Consider the following 19,328-nt stretch of genomic DNA (forward strand, 5'->3'; position numbering starts at 1 on the left):
TAGATTGAGGATGAACGCTTTAGTCCGTTCCCAGCCGTCCTAATGCAACACGAAGAAGGGCGGCGGGCGCACGGGGCTGATGACGAGGGTCAACGAATGTGTCGCCCGACTCAGGGCCACATACGCCACGCAGCGTTTGTAATCGGTGCTAGAGAAGGTGCTCGCGTCACACGGCATGATTACGACGTCACGGCGCTCCAGGCCCTTGGCCTTATGAATCGTGGAGATAACACGATTTGGCATGCTAGCGCCGGCGCAGGTTCTGCGCCGTGTCAGCTCCGTCTGTCCTTGGATGGCATCCGTAAACTGATCGAGCCGGGACGCCTCGCGGAGTTCCCGGTGATGGTCGACCTTGATGCTGGACAGTACACCCTGCGGCGTAGCCGCCAGCATGAGTCGTTGGAGGGCACGAGCGACGCCCACATGAACCGGCGCCTCAAGGATGCATCGTGCGATTGCCTGCATCTCGGCAGGAATGCCTCTGCGTGCCCTTGGGGTGCCATCGGCGATCTCGCGAAGACATTGTTGCCTCCGCTCGGCAGTAAACCCGGTCGTCACGGTCTGGATGAAGTCGCACGCTGCCCCGGCGAGGACCTGCACATTCCCAGGGTTGTCGGCGCAGGTCTGAGATAGTTCCCGGAGCGCGTCGCGCGAATGCCCTTCCCAAATGCGAATGGTCCTGCCAAAAAAGGCATGTAGGTTGCCAACCAGATTCTGCGTCGGTGCGAGGACCAGGAGGGAGTCGGATTGCCGCACGAGGGCTCGCACCGTTGCCGCTTCTGCATCCAGGCGAAACTGGCCGCGATTCCCGTCATTGGTGGCCTCCACTATCCGAAGTCCTTGAGGCAGATCACCGCGCAGATCAATTGGGACCCCCTCCTCAAGCGCTGCCCGTGCGGCAAGGACCCAGTCGCCTAACGCGCGGGACCCATCCGTCCAGCGATGCGGGAATTCCAGTGGCTCGTAGCGTGTGGCGCGTTCGCGCAGTGACTGCCACCGCGCACGATGTGCCGAACGCTCTGCATTGGTCGTTCCATAAATGGCTTGGCGAGGATCCCCGAAAACACGCAACTTGGCTCCCGCATCGAGAAGTTGCAGCGCGATGCGGTGCTGCGCCGCGTTGGTATCCTGATGTTCGTCGCAGACGATGACGGGATATCGGGACACGACCGCGCTCCGGATCGCGTGAGAGCGTGCCAACAGCTGGCTGACCAGCTCACCCAGCGCTGCGAAGCCTTCCAGGGGTTGCTCGATGGCCCATCGGGCAACGTCTTGAGGGAGCCTCAGACTTTGGTGGTATATCGCGGCTATTTGCGTGATGAAGCCATCGAAAGTACCCACCTGCAAGCGTCGTGCATCAGCCGGTGCGCGAGCACGGAACACATCGCAGGCTGCATGTGTATGGGTCAAGATCAGTGCACGCCGGATGGGCAGCTGCTCCCCAAGCCAGCGAGCGTAGTCTGCGGCCTGGTACGTCTTGCCACATCCAGCGGGTGCTTCGATGACGACGAGTTGCGCGTCGGACCTCAGCGCGGCCGCAACGTCCAGGTCAGTCATGGACTGCCTGGCGGAGAACGGCGAGAAAACGCGCAAAGCGTGGCTCCAGCCTTGGCCAGAGATCGAGCTCGAAAACCTTGTTCGCAAGCTCACGCCCACCGGCGTGCGATTTGAACCATTGCGAAGCGTGTCCCTTGAACATCTTCCTTCGTTCATCGCCCACGATGTCCGGAGGTATGTTGCCGAGCGCTGCCTCCACCACGACCTGCATCAATCCATCGCCGGCGGCAACTGATATCTGCTCAAGCGTCGCTTCTGGGGCCAGCCCGAGGCGGTCGATCAACGATCTCCGGCGTTGGCCTGTCTTGCGGTTGTCGGGATCGGTGATCAACGTTTGTAGGCGTTGGACACCAAACAGAGGCAGTACGTTGGATTCCAGGTTGCCTTCATTCCAGCGGAGCAGACGATCGCCCGAAGCCCGCTGGACGCGCGCCCAACGCTCTGGAGCCGGGTTCCCAGCCTCTCGGTCGGCCATGCCGGCGAACCGCACGCCCCCGGACAGCAAGCCCTCCAAGAGCTGCAGGACCCGATCGTTGCCGCCCCCGTCAGCGATGTACAACCCATATGCCCCCCAGTTGGGGGCTACGTGCCGCTCAAGCAGTACTTCGAGAAAGCCGACCTCCGTAATGCCTTCAACAATGACGGTAAGCCGCGACAAGAGAGCAGCAGGGTCGCGCTGCTGAAGGGCGCTCACCTTTTCGGTCGGAAGTTTTCCAATGCTGCCTGCAGCGTCCAGATGCCACAGTGTGGCCCCTGTCGCTGCCGTGATCGCAAAACCGCTGTGGGTCGTGACCATTGTCTGGGATGGTCGCTCGTCGAGCGTGCGCATGAGTGCAGCTTGTCGATACGGTTCCAGGCCCCGCTCGATTTCATCAATGAGGATGATCGGCGCCCCATCCTGCAAGTTGTCGGCGATGGTGAGCGCCGCAAGCCGGCGCGTTCCCGCGCCCCAGCTCGTCATCGGCAGGGCGACGCCGTCCTTGTCTGAAGTCAGCCCGACCAGCGAGTTGATCGAGACACCAGGTCCGCCGACAAAACCCAAGCCCAAACCGTGCGGCAAATGACGGTTCGTCAAGTCGACATCCAGAGCGGTCAAGCGTGCGCGCGCATCATCGACTAGCTGACCTTGCAGCCCGTCCTGTGCGAGGTGCCGGCCCAGCCTTGCGCGGAGAGCTCGATCATCGAGCAAGCGATCCAAGGCACCGCCCTGGATCAAGCGCAGGTCACGATCACTGCGGTCATCGGCCGCCAGTCGTACCAGGCCGATGCGTCTGCGCAGCGCGGTAGGGAATGAGACCACGCTGCCATCGGGCTGGATCACTTCATACGCCAGATCCAATTCCGAGGTGCCGCGAACTCGCACGCGGTATACCGGATCACGGACTGGCCCGTCGGCCTCCGGGTCGGGGAGTACCGCTTGTTCGCCATCCCATTCCCATGGCCACGCGGTCCAAGATTGATCGTGTATCCCCGAAGCGTCGGGCAGCGACATCACCGCTTCAATGAGCAGCTCGTTCTCTACCAGGCGATTGAAGTAATCGGTATCGCTCAGCACAAAACCATTGGTCGGGTACAACAGAAGCGCGATCGCCTCGAGCAGCGTGGACTTGCCAACGTCACCCCCTCCGAGGATCAAATTGACGCCCGGCGCGGGCCACCACACCAACGCCTCAATTCCTCGGAATCGAGTCAGCTCAAAGCGTCGGATTTGTGGCGCTGCCATATACCCGCTCCCCTAGCGCTTGTGTCAGCACTTTGTCCTACGATAGCTCCGAAAAAAAAATAATTCAGAACCGATACTCCCTATGGTCGGTCTGACGTCTGCTTCTGGCCGGGAGCCGACGTTCGTTTAAGTGGTCGCTCCCGACCCGAAGCGGCCATTCGGCACAGCGATGCTGGCTCGCGACGCCAAGGGCATCAACGCCGCGGACACGAGCGGCCCCAAGCCACTGGGCGGGCGCTCGGCTATGGATGCCTGCGGCAGGAGTGGGCGAATGAGCTCAAGATCACTTGGGAGCGGTGACTTGAGTCCATTCCGGCAAGCCCCAATACTCGGTTGATGCCGCCCGGGGGCGGCACGACCGGGGGGGAAGATCACATGGCCAAGGACAAGGCGTCTTCGCCGAAGCTCCAACTCACGCTCCCTGAATACAACCGCATCTACGAGATCATTTATTCCGTGCTTGAAGGAAGGGCAAACACACCTTTCGCGTGCATGTTCTTTGCTGCCGCTGGGGCGCTGATCCTTAACAAGCACTACAAGATTCCAGCTCGTGCGGTAGCGGGCGCTTTCCTGCTGTGCACAGATCTTGCGCCTTCAGTCATCAGCATTGCGAAGAACGAAGATGGCATGGTCACGTCTGATCGAGATGGATTCCATATGTGGGTTCAGACCGAAACCCAGGTGATCGACTTCATGGCGCCGATCTTCAACGAATCCATGGACGGCAAGGGCTATCCCAGCAGCGTGCCGCGCAAAATGTTTCAGCGCCCGTTGTCTGTGGAATCAGAATCCATCGACGAACTGCACGCGCCCGGCGATTACTTCACGATGCCCAACATTGAGCTGACTAACGAACTTGTTGACTCACTATTTGATCGAGCTGGGAACGTGGATCTTCTGAACGCAGTTGATCGTTGGTTCAAGAAGTACCCAAAGAAGTTGGATGGCCTGAGTCTGTTGAATGACCTCGGTGAAGTGCACAAGCTGACCTTGAGTGCTCCCCGGATTTCGGGGGCTTGGTAAGCGCATGATCACACTCAACAGCGAGCGGGGACTTGTTCGCATTGCGACTTGGGATGACATCGAGTCTGTCCCGGGATTCACTGCGGACATTGACCCCAAGACGGTGAAGCTCAAAGAGATCATCGGCAGCTACACGTTCGATGCTCTGATCCCATGCGGTCTTTCGACTTGTCACCAGCCCCACGGCAACGGATTCCTTGTTGTGGCGGCAGATGGAAGGGCTACAAATATCGGGCGCATCTGCGGCAAGAAGCACTTCGACGTAGAGTTCACACAGATGAGCCGCGTCTTCCTTGCCGCTGTCAGGGCGCAGCAGAACCGCGAGTTCTTGGGAGAGCTGAAGAATCGACTCCCCGGCATCACGACAGAAGTCGCCACCATCAGGACTGAGCGACATGGCGCGGCGTGGATCAATACCCGTGTTAGTCAGCTCACTGGCAAATCAACCGCTCTTCCGACGCCGCTCATCAACGCGGTTCGCCAAGCAGTACGGCGCGGCGATGGCATCCTCATTATTGAGCGCGCGGCGACCAAGCAAGAGCGCGAAGAATGATCCGCTGCGGTGGACATCAAGGGTCTTGAACACCTGCGTCGGAACGTCCCATTTGTTGTAGAGGATCGCGTGGGTCAGCTCGACGGATTCCCCGCGCTTGCCCCTGGCAATGGACTTCGGGAGATTCTCGGGGCTATTGAGCCGTTCCTGACAGCTCTTGCGGAAGCTGACATTGAGAGCCTGCAGGACAAGCGACTCCGGGAGCTTTCGAAGGTAGGTGGCGAGCTTGATGCGAACCTTGAGCGGCTTCGCAGCATTGTCGCTGCCGGAAGGCGCTTGCTGACTCGGCAGAACATTCAGCAGCTCACCCGATTCGCCACTAACAGCGCGGACAGTCGCTTGTTTGCGGCGTTCTTGCGCGATCTTCCATAGCAGGAGTCCTAGCCATGCCGCTGCACATGGTCACTCGCGGTGCGAAGTCCGGCCCCTGCAATATCTGCGGCATTGACGGCCCTCTCACCGAGGATCACACCCCGCCCAAGGGCTGCGTCCGCCCAACGGCGATGGAGCTTCAGCACGTCACGCATCGTCTCGACGCTGGGAAGGCGATCAAGACGAAGGCCCAAGATGGCGTGAAGTACCGGACTCTGTGCGCGCGGTGCAACAACACACTGCTTGGCGGCAGGTACGATCCGGTGCTGATCGACTTCACCAATCGCGTGAGCAGCTTGCTCGCTTCTGACTTGATGTTGCCGACCACAATGACAGTGCCCACAAAGCCCGCACTCTTGATGCGTGCCATCTGGGGCCACTTGGTAGCAGTCGGGGTCGATCGTTACTTGAAGGGGCCGCGCACCGAGGAATGGCGCGACTTCTTCCTAGACGCGGCGCTGCCCGTCCCGGCAGGGGTCAACTTCTATTACTGGGCGTATCCCTACCGCCGACAGGCATTGATCCGGGACGCAGGGTCTTTGGACATCAGCAATGGTGGAAAAGCCATGTACTGGTTGATGAAGTTCTACCCGATGGCCTTCGCGGTTTGGATGCCTGAGAACGCATGGAGGCTGAGTTACCACGACCTTGCGATCTACCTCACGTCCAACCCGGATGACGTGATTGATGTGATGGTTGACCTTGAACCTATCCCGCACGAACTGACCCTTGAAGCGCCGACGACGACGCAAGTGATCATGTTCGGTAGGGATTCGGTTGTCGCGAATAGCCGCGCGCCACGGGGCCGCATCCTTCAAATCTAGCCGCACTCGGGCCTCGCCCGGAGCCGCCGCGCGCGGGAGCCGGGGGAGAGTTACCGATCCGTTACCGAAGTCCCAAAAACGAAGAAGGCCGCTTGCGCGGCTCTCGTCGTAAATGCGTGATTTTCAATATTTTTAGTTGGCGTCCCCACGGGGATTCGACCCCGTGGCTACCGTGAAAGCTATCCCACGGGAGACCGGGTCCTCCTGCAACACCTTTCGTGTAACAGTCTGATAGTGAAAAGCAATAGAAATCATTAGAAGAATCAATGATCTACGGTGCATGCAACTTCCATGTTGACAACTTAACCTCGGACGATCACCGCCGCCGCGTTGTGCGCCAGCGCCCGCCGCACCACTTCGCGCGGGTGCACCTCGGTGCCGTCGAGGGTGCCGCGGAACATCTCCTCGAACGCGATCGAGCGGTGCCGGTTGTCGAGGAACAGCACCGCGAACACCTCGTGCGGCAGTCCGCGCAGGCGCTGGGCGAAGTAGCGGCCGGCCGCCTGCGGGTCGCTCAGGGCGGCGCCGCGCTCGAGGTCGGCCGACAGGTGGCGCTGACCGAGCTCGAGCGCCGCCGCCAGCGCGCATGAACGCGCCGGGCCCAGCCCCGGCAGCTTGGCGAGTTCCGACGCCGGGCGCTCCAGCAGCCGTCGCAGCGGGCCGTGCGCCTGCAGCAGTTCGCGCGCGGTGCCGACCGCGTCGCGGCCGCGCAGGCCGGAGCCGAGGAAGATCGCCAGCAGCTCGGCATCCGACAGCGCGCCGGCGCCGCGTGACAGCAGCTTCTCGCGGGGACGTTCGTCGGCGGGCCAGTCGCGGATGTGCATGGGCGGTTGGAAGGCGGAAGCGGGGCGGAGGACGGGGAAAGGAGGAACCCGGTGTCCGGGATCGGTTTGCGGGCCGGGGGCGGACACGCCGCCCCGCTTCCTGAGCCGTATCGTCCCCGTCGCGGCGGGGTCCGGCGATCGGGCGACGCCGCGGCTTCGGGTAAGCTGGGCGCCGCTCCGGCGGTAGGAAAGTCCTGACGTGGACCCGTTGCAAGACCAGAAGATCCTGCTGTGCGTCTGCGGCGGCATCGCCGCCTACAAGGCCGCCCAGCTGGTGCGCCGGCTCGGCGACGCCGGCGCCACCGTGCAGGTGGCGATGACCGCGAACGCCCAGCGCTTCGTCGGCGCCACCACCTTCCAGGCCCTGTCCGGGCGCCCGGTGCGCAGTTCGCTGTGGGACGAGGCCGCCGAGGCCGCGATGGGCCATATCGAACTGGCCCGCTGGCCCGACCGGATCGTGGTCGCGCCGGCCACCGCCAACACCCTGGCCAGGCTCGCGCACGGCCTCGCCGACGACCTCGTCAGCACCCTGTGCCTGGCCACCGACGCGCCGATCGCGGTCGCGCCGGCGATGAACCGGCTGATGTGGGCGCACCCGGCCACCCGCGCCAACGTCGAGACGCTGCGCTCGCGCGGCGTGCTGGTGCTCGGCCCCGACGCCGGCGGCCAGGCCTGCGGCGAGGTCGGCGAGGGCCGGATGATGGAACCCGACGCGATCGTCGCCGCGCTGGCGCGGGAGTCCGCTTGAGCACGCCGTCGCTGGCCGGCCGGCGGATCGTGGTGAGCGCCGGGCCGACCTTCGAGGACCTCGACCCGGTCCGGTTCCTCGGCAACCGCAGCAGCGGCAAGACCGGGTTCGCGATCGCCGCCGCCGCCGCCGCGCGCGGCGCGCGGACCGTGCTGGTCGCCGGCCCGGTGTCGCTGGCGACGCCGGCGGGGGTCGAGCGGGTCGACGTCCGCTCGGCCGCGCAGATGCACGCCGCGGTGATGGCCGCGCTGCCCGCCGACGTCTACATCGGCGCCGCCGCGGTGGCCGACTTCACCCCCGCCCGCGTCTCCGACCACAAGATCAAGAAGCGTCCCGGCGAGGACGGCCTCGTCCTGCAGCTGGTGCGCACCGCCGACATCCTCGCCGACGTCGCCGCCAGCGCCCGGCGGCCGTCGCTGGTGGTCGGCTTCGCCGCCGAGACCGGCGATGTCGAGGCCAACGCGCGCGGCAAGCTCGAACGCAAGCGCCTCGACCTGGTCTGCGCCAACCGCGTCGGCCTGGCCGGCAGCGGTTTCGAGAGCGACGACAACGCCCTGCTGGTGATCGGCGACGGCCTGCGCCGCGAGCTGGGCCCGGCGAGCAAGGTCGAACTGGCCGACGCTCTGCTCGACCTCGTCGCCGAACGCCTCGGCTGAACCGTTCACCGTCACTTTGCCGCCAGGACCCGCATGCAGCACACGCTCGAACTGAAGATCCTCGACCCGCGCTTCGGCCCCGAGTGGCCGCTGCCCGAGTACGCCACCGCCGCCAGTGCCGGGCTCGACCTGCGCGCCGCACTGGACGCACCGCTGGTGCTGGCGCCGGGCGACACCGTGCTGGTGCCCTCGGGACTGGCGATCCACCTCGGCGACCCGACCCTGTGCGCGGTGGTGCTGCCGCGTTCGGGCCTCGGCCACAAGCACGGCATCGTGCTCGGCAACGGCACCGGCCTGATCGACGCCGACTACCAGGGCCCGCTGATGATCAGCGTGTGGAATCGCGGCAACGAGGCTTTTACGATGCAGCCGGGGGATCGCATCGCCCAGTTGGTCGTGCTGCCGATCGTGCGCGCCAGCCTGCGGGTGGTGGAGACATTCGAACAGAGTGGGCGCGGTGCCGGCGGCTTCGGCCACACCGGCGTGCGTTGACGGGACGATGGCGCGGTTGCGCCACGCGGCGGTAGCAGAGGACGTGGAATGACCGACATCAAACTGGAACGGCCGCAGGTTTCGCTGGCCTCGATCGCGCCGCTGCTGCCGGTGCTGGCCGTGGCCTGCGCGCTGCTGGCGGCATGGTTCGGCTGGAGCGGCTGGCAGCAGTACCAGGACGCCACGCGCCGCGACGGCGTCCAGCAGTCACGTGACGCGGTGGTGCAAGCGATCGGCACGACGCTGGCCGCCGAGCGGACGCGGCTGGAGCAGCAGTTGGAGAACCCGGTGCTGCGCGCGGCGATCGGTTCGGGCGACTTCGCGCGCGCCGGTGCGCTGCTCGCCGACGGCTGGCCCGGTGCCAGCGACGGCGTGGTGCTGGCGCCGGCGCTCGACAGTGCCTACGCGGCGCTGCCCGAGGGCGGTTTCGGCCGGCTGTCGGTGCTTGAGGACGCGTTGGCCAGTGACGCCCCGGTGGCGCACGTGGTCGACACCGCCGCCGGGCCGAAGCTGGCGCTGGCGGCGCCGGTGCGGTTGCAGGAGGGCGGCGAGGTGGCCGCGGTCGCGCTGGTCAACCTCGCGCTGGAGCGCATCACCGGCGCGGTGACGAACGCGACGCTGCCCGGCGGCACCTATCTGGCGGTCCGCCAGGGTGGCTACAACGTCGTCGAGCGCGGTGATGCCGGCCTGTCCGGCGGCGCCGAGGTGCTGGCCAAGCCGGTGACCGGTGCCGGCCTGCGGGTGGCCGCGGCGGTGCCCGACGTCGCCGGCGGCCCGTTCGGACTGGCCGCGACCGGCTGCCTGGTGGCGGCCGCGGTGCTCGCGCTGCTGGCGGCGCTGGCGCTGGTCGCCTGGCGCGCGCCGCACCTGCTGACGCGCCGTGCCGGCGCGCAGGCCGAGGCCGAGGACGGGGTGCCGTTCCCGACCCTGGCCGAAGCCACCGACGAGTCCCCTGCCAAAACCGAACAGGTACCCATGTCCGACGCTGTTGCCGCCCCTGCCACCAACGCCACTGCCACCGGCCCGGTTTCGATCGACCGCGGCATCTTCCGCGCCTACGACATCCGCGGCGTGGTCGGCCGTGACCTGTCGCCGCAGGTGGCCGAACTGATCGGCCAGGCGATCGGCTCGCTGATGCAGGACAAGGGGCTGGAGGACATCGTGGTCGGCCGCGACGGCCGGCTGTCCGGCCCGGACATGGCCGGCGGCCTGGTCACCGGCCTGCGCAAGGCCGGCCGCAACGTCATCGACATCGGCCTGGCGCCGACCCCGCTGGTCTACTTCGGCGCCTACCAGCTGCAGGCCGGCTCCTGCGTGTCGGTCACCGGCAGCCACAACCCGCCGGACTACAACGGCTTCAAGATCGTGGTCGGTGGCGAGACCCTGTCCGGCGACGCCATCACCGACCTGTACGCGCGCATCGCCGACGACCGCCTGCACACCGCGCCGTCGCCCGGCCGGCTGGAGCAGCGCACGATCGACGACGACTACATCCAGCGCGTCGCCTCCGACATCCAGATCGACCGCCCGCTGAAGGTGGTGGTCGACGCCGGCAACGGCGTGGCCGGCGAGCTCGGCCCGAAGGTGCTGGCGGCGATCGGCGCCGAGGTCGTGCCGCTGTACTGCGACATCGACGGCACCTTCCCCAACCACCACCCGGATCCGAGCGAGCCGCACAACCTGGCCGACCTGATCCAGATGGTGCAGCACCTCGACGCCGACCTCGGCGTCGCCTTCGACGGCGACGGCGACCGCCTCGGCGTGGTCACCCGCGACGGCCACAACATCTTCCCCGACCGCCTGCTGATGCTGTTCGCGGCCGACGTGCTCGAGCGCAACCCGGGCGCGCAGATCATCTTCGACGTGAAGTGCACCGGCCGCCTGCCGGGCCACGTGCTGCGCCACGGCGGCAGCCCGCTGATGTGGAAGACCGGCCACTCGCTGATCAAGGCCAAGATGCGCGAGACCGGCGCCGAGCTGGCCGGCGAGATGAGCGGCCACTTCTTCTTCGGCGAGCGCTGGTACGGCTTCGACGACGGCATCTACTCGGCCGCGCGGCTGCTGGAGATCCTCGCCGCCCAGCCCGGCCGGCCGAGCGACGTGCTCGATGCGCTGCCCGACGGCGTCGCCACCCCCGAGATCAAGGTCGATGCGCCCGACGGCAACCCGCACGCCTTCGTCGAGCGGTTCGTGGCCAACGCGGCGTTCGCCGATGCGCGGCTGTCGACGATCGACGGCCTGCGGGTCGACTGGGCCGATGGCTGGGGCCTGGTGCGCGCGTCCAACACCACCCCGGTGCTGGTGATGCGCTTCGACGCCGACAACAACGAGGCGATGGCGCGGATCAAGGCGGCCTTCCGCGAGCAGCTGCTCGCGCTGCGGCCGGACCTCGACCTGCCGTTCTGATCGCGCGCGGGGGCGTCCGGGCGGTGCCCGGGCGCCTCAGCCCTGGCCGTCGGTGCCGGGCTTCTTGAGTTCGCGGTAGCGTTCCAGCGCGGCGGCCAGCCCTTCGTCGGCGGCGGCGTGGGCGTGGCGCTGCTCCTGCAGCAGGGCCTGCTGGCGGCGCAACACCTGGTGCTGGCGCTGGATGTTGGCGAGCAGCGGCTTGGCGACCGCCTTGCCGGACAGTTCGGCCTCGCCGGCGCGGCGCAGCAGGGTGACCAGGCTGTCGCGCAGGCCGTCGATGCTCAGCAGCGAGGTCTTGACCGCCGTTTCCAGCAGCCCGATGCGGTGCTGGTAGGCCTCGCGCAGGTCGGCTTCGCTGGCGTAGGACTCGACCATCGCCAGTTCGCGCCGCTCGCGTGCGGCCACCGCGGCGGCGGCGACGCGCTCCTGCTCGGCCAGCGCCTCCAGCTCGACCCGCTCGGCGTCGGTCGGGGCGCGGTCGAGGTGGCGGGTGGCCATGCCGCTGGCGCTGAACTCGGTGCGGGCGTTGTCGACCGCGTCGGCCGGCAGGGCGTCGCCGCAGACCTTGCGGCCGCCTTCGTCCCAGCAGTAGATCTTCTTGTCCGCGGCCGGCTTGTTCTGGGCCAGCGCGGGCAGCGCAAGCAGCGCGATCGAGGCGAGGAGGGCGGGCGCGAGTCGGTTCATGGCGGTGGCACCGGTTGCATTGCTGCAGGGAGCCACGCAAGAGTCGGGCCAGTCGCGTGCAGGCGGCGTGTCGCCCCGGTCAGCCGCCGTCGTCGCTGCCGTAGGCGTCGCGGTAGGCCAGCAGCCGCTCGCGGTGGGCGGCTAGCGCCGGGCTGCCGCCGGCCAGCGCCAGCAGGTCGGCCAGGCTGGCAACCGAGAGCACCGGCAGGCCGTGCTCGGTTGCGACAGTTTGTGCCGCCGAACGTCGGCTGCGCGCCGGGTCCACGGCTTCCTGCCGGTCCAGCGCGATGACGATGCCGGCGACCTCGCCACCGGCGTCGCCGATGATCCCCAGCGCCTCGCGGATCGCGGTGCCGGCGGTGATGACGTCGTCGACCACCAGCACCCGGCGGCCTTCCAGCGGCGCGCCGATCAGGCTGCCGCCCTCGCCGTGGGCCTTGGCTTCCTTGCGGTTGAACGCGACCGGCAGGTCGCGGCCGCGGCGGGCGTACTCGCAGGCCAGCGCGGTCGCCAGCGGGATGCCCTTGTAGGCGGGGCCGAACAGCAGGTCGAAGTCGAGCCCGGCGGCGTCGATCGCGTCGGCGTAGCAGGCCGCCAGCCCGGCCAGCGCGGCGCCGGAGTCGAACCGGCCGGCGTTGAAGAAGTAGGGGCTGGTCCGGCCGGACTTGAGGGTGAATTCGCCGAAGCGCAGGGCGTCGGCCTCGAGCGCGAGCTGGAGGAATCGGGCGCGGTGGTCGTTCACATTGCTCAACCGGGGACGGGGGCGGAAATGATACCGGCCGCACCCGCGCGGCGTGCCCGCGGCCCCGCCCGGGGCGGCGCGCTGGGCTATCCTGCCGCGTCAGCGTCGATCACTTCCCCCGGACCTGCATGCGCATCATCAGCTTCAACGCCAACGGCCTGCGTTCGGCCGCCCGCAAGGGTTTCTTCGACTGGTTCGGCGCGCAGGACGCCGACGTGCTGTGCGTGCAGGAGACCAAGGCGCAGGAGCACCAGCTGGCCGGCCCGGAGTTCCTGGTCGACGGCTACCGCGCCTGGTTCCGCGACGCGACCACCAAGAAGGGCTACAGCGGCGTGGCGATCTACAGCCGCCACGAGCCGGACGAGGTCCGCACCGCGCTGGGCCGCGAGTCGTTCGACGAGGAGGGCCGCTACATCGAGGCACGCTTCGGCAACCTCAGCGTGGTGTCGTTCTACATCCCGTCGGGCTCGTCCGGCGAGCTGCGCCAGGGCTTCAAGTTCGAGGTGATGGACTGGCTCAAGCCGCACCTCGACGAATGGCTCGCCAGCGGCCGCGACTACGTGCTGTGCGGCGACTGGAACATCGTCCGCAGCGCGCTCGACATCAAGAACTGGAAGTCCAACCAGAAGAACTCCGGCTGCCTGCCGCCCGAGCGCGACTGGCTCAACGGCCTGTGCGGCGAGGGCGCCGACGGCGACGCCGCCTGCTGGGTCGACGCCTACCGCGCGCTGGAGCCGGAAGGCCAGGATTACACCTGGTGGAGCAACCGCGGCGCCGCCTACGCCAACAACGTCGGCTGGCGCATCGACTACCAGCTGGTGACGCCGGGGCTGGCCGGGCGCCTGCGCGGCTGGTCGATCCTGCGCGAGCCGCGGTTCTCCGACCACGCCCCGTTCACCGTCGACTATGACCTGGAGCCGGGCCGGTGACGGCCGAAGCGGTGTCGTACAAGGGCTGGCGCGGCATCCGGCGCGCGTTCGGCACGCCGTCGGCGATCACCATGCTGATGCTCGGCTTCGGCTCGGGCCTGCCGTTTTTGCTGATCGCTTCGATGACCCTGTCGACCCGCCTGCGCGATGTCGGGCTGGACCTCGGCAGCATCGGCCTGATCAGCCTGGCGAGCTTCTTCTACCTGCTGAAGTTCCTGTGGGCGCCGCTGATCGACCGCTACGCGTTCCCGCTGACCGCGTTCCTGGGCCGGCGCCGCTCGTGGCTGCTGGTGTCGCAACTGGTGGTGGCGGTGGCGCTGGCGGCGCTGGCGCTGACCCGGCCCGGCGAGGACGTTACCGCGCTGGTGTGGTGGGTGCTGCTGGCGTCGTTCGCCGGCGCGACCCAGGACTCGGCGGTCGACGCCTACCGCATCGAGATCGCGCCGGCCAGCGCGCAGGCGGCGCTGGCGGCGACCTACACCCTCGGCTACCGCTTCGGCCTGATCCTGGCCGGTGCCGGCGCGCTGTACCTGGCCGAGTTCCGCGGCTGGGAGGTCGCCTACCTGGCGATGGCCGCGCTGATGCTGATCCCGGTCGTGACCACGCTGCTGGCGCGCGAGCCGGTCGCGCCGGAGTCGACGGTGCAGCGGCGGATCGATTTCCTCGGCGCGTTCTGGCAGCCGTTTTCGAGCTTCTTCAGCACCAACGGGCTGGTGCTCGGATTGGCGCTGCTGGTGTTCGTCGGCCTGTTCAAGTTCCCCGACCAGGTGATCGGGGTGATGGCCGGGCCGTTCTACCTCGACTCGGGCTACAGCAAGGCCGACATCGCCACCGTCTCCAAGCTCTACGGCATCTGGATGGGCATCGCCGGCGCATTCCTCGGCGGCGTCGCGGTGGCGGCCTGGGGCGTGCGGGCGATGCTGTTCGTGGCCGCGATCGGCGTGGCGCTGTCCAACCTCGCCTTCGTGCTGATGGCGCAGTACCCGTCGGAAATCTGGGCGTTCTACGTCGCCATCAGCGCCGACAACCTGTTCCAGGGCTTCGCCGGGGTGGTGCTGATCGCGTTCATGTCGTCGCTGACCGACCGCAATTTCACCGCCACCCAGTACGCGCTGCTGGTGTCGCTGGCCAACCTGCCGGGCAAGTTCGTCGGCGGCGTCTCGGGCTACATCGTCGAAGCGACCTCGTACGTCAGCTTCTTCATGTTCAGCGCGCTCACCGTCGTGCCGACCCTGCTGTTGCTGGCATGGCTGTGGCGACGCGGTAACCTGTTCCAGCCCGGCCGCGTGGCCGGGAGCGAACCACAGCCGCGCGATGGCCGCGGCGGGACGACACTGCCATGACCGAGACCCTTTCGATCGAGATTGATCCGCTGCTGCTGGGGCGGGTGCGCCGGGTGGCCGCGGCGCACGGCTGGAGCCAGCAACAGGTGCTGACCCACCTGATCGAGCACGGCCTGTTTTCCTGCGAGGCCGAGTTGGCCGCGCGTTTCAGCGACAGCGACGCGCAGGCCCTGCAGGAGGCGATCGCCGCGCTGGAGCAGATCCAGGACGACCCCGGCTTTTCGCTGATCGGCCGGTCCGCCGTGCCCGGCGAGGCGCAGGCCGGCGAGGGCGCCGGTCAGACGCGCGGCGAGCAACTGCCGGGGTAGATCGCCCCCAGCACCCGCGGCCCGGCTGCGCCGGTCACGCCGGGCAGGTTGCCGGGCAGGCCGGCCAGCGTCTGGCGCGCGAGCCAGGCGAAGCCCATCGCCTCGACGAAGTCGGGGTCGAGGCCGAAGGCGGCGGTTGACTCCACCACCATGCCCGGCAGCCGCCCGGCCAATGCCCGCAGCAGGCCGGCGTTGTGCACGCCGCCGCCGCACACCAGCACCCGCCGGGTGCCTGGCTGGCGCGCCAGCAGGGCGTCGGCGACGGTGGTCGCGGTGAGCCGCAGCAGCGTGGCCTGGACGTCGGCCGGCGCTTCGTCGCCCGTCAGCCGGGCGGCCAGCCAGTCGAGGTGGAACTGCTCGCGGCCGGTGCTCTTGGGCGGCGCCAGCGCGAACCACGGTTCGTCCAGCAGGCGCGCGAGCAGGGCGTCGTCGACCGTGCCGCTGGCGGCGAACGCGCCGTCGGCGTCGTAGGGTTGTCCGAGCACGCGCTCGCACCAGGCATCCATCAGCGCGTTGGCCGGGCCGGTGTCGAAACCGGCCACGCCGGCGTTCGCGTTGCCGCGCGGCAGCAGGGTCAGGTTGGCGATGCCACCGAGGTTGAGCACTGCGCGGTCCTCGGCGCCGGAGCCGAGCATCGCCGCGTGCAGGGCCGGCAGCAGCGGCGCGCCCTGGCCACCGGCGGCGACGTCGCGACGTCGGAAGTCGGCGACCGTGGTGATCCCGCAACGCTCGGCGATGACGTTGCCGTCGCCCAGCTGCAGGGTGAACGGGTGGCGCCCGTCGTAGGCCGCGCCGGCCGGCCGGTGGCGCACGGTCTGCCCGTGCGAGCCGATCGCGCGGACCTGCGCCGGGTCGATGCCGGCGTCGTCGAGAAGCTGCCGCGCGGCGGCGGCGAAGGCCTCGCCGATGCGCACGTCGAGCTCGCCGAACTCGTCGATCGACCGCAGCGCGCCGCCCTGGCCGAGCTCGACCAGCCGCGCCCGCAGCCGCGGTTCCCACGGGAAGGTACGGCCCAGCTCCATCCGGGTCGTGCCGTCGGCGTCGAATCGGACCAGCGCGGCGTCGATGCCGTCGGCGCTGGTGCCCGAGATCAGGCCGACGTACAGCCCCGCCATCGATACAGGCGCGGCGGCCGCGTCGCCGTCCGCAAACGACGCGGGCCCGACCGGGTTCGCCCCGGCCGGGCCCGCGGATTCATGCGTCATGTGCTCAGGCCTTCGTGGCGGGCTTGGCCGGCTTCGACTCGGCGGCCGGCTCGACCTTGGCGTACATGATGTCCTCGACCTGCTGGATACGCGCCAGCGCCGGCGCGGTCTGCGCGCGGAACGCGGCCAGCGCCGCGCCCTTCAGCGGCTCCGGCGGCGGCATGGTCACGGTCAGCGGGTTGCGGTGCACGCCACCGATGCGGAATTCGTAGTGCAGGTGCGGGCCGGTCGCGAGGCCGGAGCTGCCGACGTAGCCGATCACCGTGCCCTGCTTGATGCTCTGCCCCGGCTTGTACTTGCCGAAGCGCGACATGTGCGCGTACAGCGTGGTGTAGCCCTTGCCGTGGTCGAGCACGACGGTGCGGCCGTAACCACCCTTCCAGCCGACGAACGATACCCGCGCATCTCCGGCGGCGTGGATCGGGGTGCCGGTGCCGGCGCCGTAATCGACGCCCTGGTGGGCGCGCGTGCGGCCGAGCACCGGATGCTTGCGCGCCTTGCTGAAGCCCGACGTGATCCGCGCGTACGGGATCGGCATCCGGATGAAGGCCTTCTTCAGCGGCCGGCCGTCGGCGGTGTAGTAGCCGACCTTGCCGTCATGCTCGAAGCGGAAGCCCGAATAGGTCTTGCCGCCGGTGGTGAACGTCGCCGCGGCGATCTCGCCGGTGCCGATGCGCTCGCCCTCGCGCCACACCTGCTCGTACACCACGCTGAAGCGGTCGCCCTTCTGCGCGTCGGTGAAGTCGATGTCGTACTGGAAGATCTCGCCGGTCATCGTCGCGATCGCGTTGGGCGACAGCCCGGCCTTGCGCGCGGCGGCGTACAGCGAGCTGCTGATCTCGCCGGACGCCACCACCGTGCGGGTCTCGCTCGGGCGCTCGATGACGTTCTCGACGATCGCGTCGGGCTTGATCGTCAGCTCGACCCGGTGGGTGTCGTCGCGGTCGAAGCGGAATGCGCGCAGCGGGCCGTCCAGCGGCAGGTCGAAGGCCAGCTCGGTTCCGGGGCGCAGGCGGGTCAGCACCTCGCGGACGCCGGGCTGCTCGAGGATCCGGTACATCGTCGTCGCCGGCACGCCCATCTGCTGGAACAGCGCGCCGAGGGTCTGTCCCGGCTGCACCCGCACCACCTGCCAGCTGTCGCCGGCCTCGACCGCCGGACGCACCAGCGGCGGCAGGCTCAGCGCCATCGACTGGCGCGCCTGCAGCGCGCTCGGCGGGGCGACGTCGAAGCCCGGCACGATCGATGCGACCAGCATGCCGATCGTCGCGAACAGGCTCGCCTGCACCCACTGGCGGCGGGACCAGCGGCCGTTGAATCCATCGGAGAGGTGGCGTGCCAGCACCGGTCGGTGCAGGGCGGCTTCGCGCAGGTTTTTCAGGCGTTGGCGCCGGCCGGGACCGGAGTGCGGTGCTGTCATCGATGTCTCCCGCGCGCAGGACTGTGAAGGCGGCGTAGCGGCGTTACGATAGGGACGCGAGGAGTATGCGTCAAACCCTTGAGCTGAATGGGTTTTTCGACTCCGTCAATGTTCGGAACCAGTCATCCCGTGTTTATGATCATCGTCACGACGTGATCATGACCCATACCCCCGAGTACGCCCCTTTGTCCGCCCAGATTCCTTCCGCCCCGACCCCGCCGCCGTCCTCCGCAACCCTCGATCCCGCCATCCAGGCCGCGCTCGACCTCATCGGCCGCGGCGCCGACGAGATCCTCAAGCGCGACGAACTGGTGGCGCGGCTGCAGTCCGGGCGCCCGCTGCGGGTCAAGGCCGGCTTCGACCCGACCGCCCCCGACCTGCACCTGGGCCACACGGTGCTGCTCAACAAGCTGCGCCAGTTCCAGGACCTCGGCCACCAGGTGATCTTCCTGATCGGCGACTTCACCGGGATGATCGGCGACCCGACCGGCAAGAACGCCACCCGCAAGCCGCTGACCCGCGACGACGTGCTGGCCAACGCCAGGACCTACGCCGACCAGGTGTTCAAGGTCCTCGACCGCGAGAAGACCGAAGTCCGCTTCAACTCCGAGTGGTTCGGCCGGATGACCGCGGCCGACATGATCCGGCTTGCCGCCCAGCACACCGTTGCGCGGATGCTCGAGCGCGACGACTTCGCCAAGCGCTACGCCGCCCAGCAGTCGATCGCGATCCACGAGTTCCTCTACCCGCTGGTGCAGGGCTACGACTCGGTCGCGCTGCGGGCCGACGTCGAGCTCGGCGGCACCGACCAGAAGTTCAACCTGCTGATGGGCCGCGGCCTGCAGGAGTCGCACGGCCAGCCGCCGCAGATCGTGCTGACCATGCCGCTGCTGGAAGGTCTCGACGGCGTGCAGAAGATGAGCAAGTCGCTCGGCAACTACATCGGCATCGACGAGCCCGCGATCGACATCGTCACCAAGACCATGAAGATCGACGACGTGCTGATGTGGCGCTGGATCGAGCTGCTGAGCTTCGAGATCACGCTGGCCGAAGTCGCCACGCTCAAGCGCGACATCGAGGCCGGCACGCTCAACCCGCGTGACCTCAAGCTGCGGCTGGCCCGCGAACTGGCCGCGCGCTTCCACGGCGCCGAGGCGGCGGACGCCGCGGTCGCCGGCTGGAACGCCGCCGTGCGCGGGCAGGGCGATACCGCCCAGCTGCCGTTGAGCGACGTCGCGGTGCCGGCGGACGGCCTGCGCATCGCCGCGCTGCTGACCGCCGCGGGCCTGACCCCGAGCAACTCGGAGGCCAACCGCAAGCTCAAGGAGCGCGCCGTGCGCATCGACGGCGATGTCGTCGAGGACGCCCAGCGCGTGCTGCACCCGGGCTTCGAGGGCGTGCTCGCGGTCGGCAAGCGCAACTTCGCGCGGGTCCGGCTGGTCGTCGGCTGAACGCGCGCCACGCCGCGAAGAAATTTTCCGCATGCCTCTTCCCGAACGCGGAAGAGGTGTGCATAATG

The 19,328-nt window shown here is 68.1% G+C and carries 16 protein-coding genes and 2 pseudogenes; 11 read left to right on the forward strand and 7 right to left on the reverse strand.

What is annotated here, in order from left to right; all coding sequences use genetic code 11:
- Nucleotides 1–39: 39 nt before the first annotated feature.
- Nucleotides 40–1,557, reverse strand: coding sequence for a UvrD-helicase domain-containing protein (locus N799_RS14760; RefSeq protein WP_036211164.1), 1,518 nt, complete (start codon nt 1,555–1,557; stop codon nt 40–42).
- Nucleotides 1,550–3,280 carry an ATP-dependent nuclease gene (locus N799_RS09085; protein WP_036211167.1) on the reverse strand — a complete coding sequence of 577 codons (1,731 nt, stop codon included), beginning with the start codon at nt 3,278–3,280 and terminating at the stop codon, nt 1,550–1,552. The genes N799_RS14760 and N799_RS09085 overlap by 8 nt, the downstream gene beginning before the upstream one ends.
- Before the next feature lie 375 nt (nt 3,281–3,655).
- Between N799_RS09085 and N799_RS14765 the strand changes: the two genes are divergently transcribed.
- Genes N799_RS14765 through N799_RS09100 form a run of 4 tightly spaced genes read left to right on the forward strand, consistent with a single transcriptional unit; the run spans nt 3,656 to nt 6,052 of the window.
- Nucleotides 3,656–4,303 carry a DUF2026 family protein gene (locus N799_RS14765; protein WP_160279962.1) on the forward strand — a complete coding sequence of 216 codons (648 nt, stop codon included), beginning with the start codon at nt 3,656–3,658 and terminating at the stop codon, nt 4,301–4,303.
- A gap of 4 nt (nt 4,304–4,307) precedes the next feature.
- Nucleotides 4,308–4,856 (forward strand): hypothetical protein, encoded by a 549-nt coding sequence (locus tag N799_RS14440; protein ID WP_052101407.1) that lies wholly within the window; start codon nt 4,308–4,310, stop codon nt 4,854–4,856.
- A gap of 9 nt (nt 4,857–4,865) precedes the next feature.
- Complete coding sequence (locus N799_RS15330) at nt 4,866–5,228, forward strand: hypothetical protein (RefSeq protein WP_152597881.1); 363 nt, start codon at nt 4,866–4,868, stop codon at nt 5,226–5,228.
- 14 nt (nt 5,229–5,242) lie between these two features.
- Entirely contained in the window at nt 5,243–6,052 is an 810-nt protein-coding gene (locus N799_RS09100; RefSeq protein ID WP_036211170.1) for a hypothetical protein, read from the forward strand.
- Between the two features lie 311 nt (nt 6,053–6,363).
- On the opposite strand, the pseudogene N799_RS09105 reads toward N799_RS09100, so the two are convergent.
- A pseudogene (locus N799_RS09105) lies at nt 6,364–6,876 on the reverse strand (JAB domain-containing protein); the annotation flags it as partial.
- Nucleotides 6,877–7,099: 223 nt separating this feature from the next.
- Between N799_RS09105 and coaBC the strand changes: the two are divergent.
- From coaBC to N799_RS09120, 3 genes and pseudogenes are all read left to right on the forward strand, one after another.
- Nucleotides 7,100–8,280: pseudogene (gene coaBC / locus N799_RS09110) on the forward strand (bifunctional phosphopantothenoylcysteine decarboxylase/phosphopantothenate--cysteine ligase CoaBC).
- Nucleotides 8,281–8,313: 33 nt separating this feature from the next.
- Complete coding sequence (gene dut / locus N799_RS09115) at nt 8,314–8,772, forward strand: dUTP diphosphatase (protein ID WP_036211173.1); 459 nt, start codon at nt 8,314–8,316, stop codon at nt 8,770–8,772.
- Nucleotides 8,773–8,820: 48 nt separating this feature from the next.
- Nucleotides 8,821–11,178, forward strand: a complete 2,358-nt coding sequence (locus N799_RS09120) for a phosphomannomutase/phosphoglucomutase (protein WP_036211176.1) — start codon at nt 8,821–8,823, stop codon at nt 11,176–11,178.
- A 36-nt stretch (nt 11,179–11,214) separates the two neighbouring features.
- Here the strand turns inward: N799_RS09120 and N799_RS09125 are convergent, their stop codons facing one another.
- Nucleotides 11,215–11,862 (reverse strand): hypothetical protein, encoded by a 648-nt coding sequence (locus tag N799_RS09125; protein WP_052101408.1) that lies wholly within the window; start codon nt 11,860–11,862, stop codon nt 11,215–11,217.
- Between the two features lie 79 nt (nt 11,863–11,941).
- Nucleotides 11,942–12,604 (reverse strand): orotate phosphoribosyltransferase, encoded by a 663-nt coding sequence (gene pyrE, locus N799_RS09130; RefSeq protein WP_036211179.1) that lies wholly within the window; start codon nt 12,602–12,604, stop codon nt 11,942–11,944.
- A gap of 128 nt (nt 12,605–12,732) precedes the next feature.
- Between pyrE and N799_RS09135 the strand changes: the two genes are divergently transcribed.
- Genes N799_RS09135 through N799_RS09145 form a run of 3 tightly spaced genes read left to right on the forward strand, consistent with a single transcriptional unit; the run spans nt 12,733 to nt 15,184 of the window.
- A complete protein-coding gene (locus tag N799_RS09135) occupies nt 12,733–13,533 on the forward strand; it encodes an exodeoxyribonuclease III (RefSeq protein WP_036211182.1) in 801 nt (266 codons plus the stop codon).
- Nucleotides 13,530–14,876, forward strand: coding sequence for an AmpG family muropeptide MFS transporter (locus tag N799_RS09140; RefSeq protein ID WP_081974882.1), 1,347 nt, complete (start codon nt 13,530–13,532; stop codon nt 14,874–14,876). The genes N799_RS09135 and N799_RS09140 overlap by 4 nt, the downstream gene beginning before the upstream one ends.
- A complete protein-coding gene (locus N799_RS09145; protein ID WP_052101409.1) occupies nt 14,873–15,184 on the forward strand; it encodes a hypothetical protein in 312 nt (103 codons plus the stop codon). The genes N799_RS09140 and N799_RS09145 overlap by 4 nt, the downstream gene beginning before the upstream one ends.
- On the opposite strand, the gene N799_RS09150 is transcribed toward N799_RS09145, so the two are convergent.
- Complete coding sequence (locus N799_RS09150) at nt 15,154–16,299, reverse strand: anhydro-N-acetylmuramic acid kinase (RefSeq protein ID WP_036211185.1); 1,146 nt, start codon at nt 16,297–16,299, stop codon at nt 15,154–15,156. The genes N799_RS09145 and N799_RS09150 overlap by 31 nt on opposite strands.
- A 94-nt stretch (nt 16,300–16,393) precedes the next feature.
- Nucleotides 16,394–17,809 carry a peptidoglycan DD-metalloendopeptidase family protein gene (locus tag N799_RS09155; RefSeq protein WP_036211187.1) on the reverse strand — a complete coding sequence of 472 codons (1,416 nt, stop codon included), beginning with the start codon at nt 17,807–17,809 and terminating at the stop codon, nt 16,394–16,396.
- Nucleotides 17,810–17,967: 158 nt separating this feature from the next.
- Here N799_RS09155 and tyrS point away from each other — a divergent pair, with 158 nt between their 5' ends.
- Complete coding sequence (tyrS, locus tag N799_RS09160) at nt 17,968–19,260, forward strand: tyrosine--tRNA ligase (protein WP_081974884.1); 1,293 nt, start codon at nt 17,968–17,970, stop codon at nt 19,258–19,260.
- Nucleotides 19,261–19,328 lie beyond the last annotated feature (68 nt).

The sequence above is a fragment of the Lysobacter arseniciresistens ZS79 genome (genome assembly GCF_000768335.1).
Taxonomy (GTDB): Bacteria; Pseudomonadota; Gammaproteobacteria; order Xanthomonadales; family Xanthomonadaceae; genus Novilysobacter; species Novilysobacter arseniciresistens.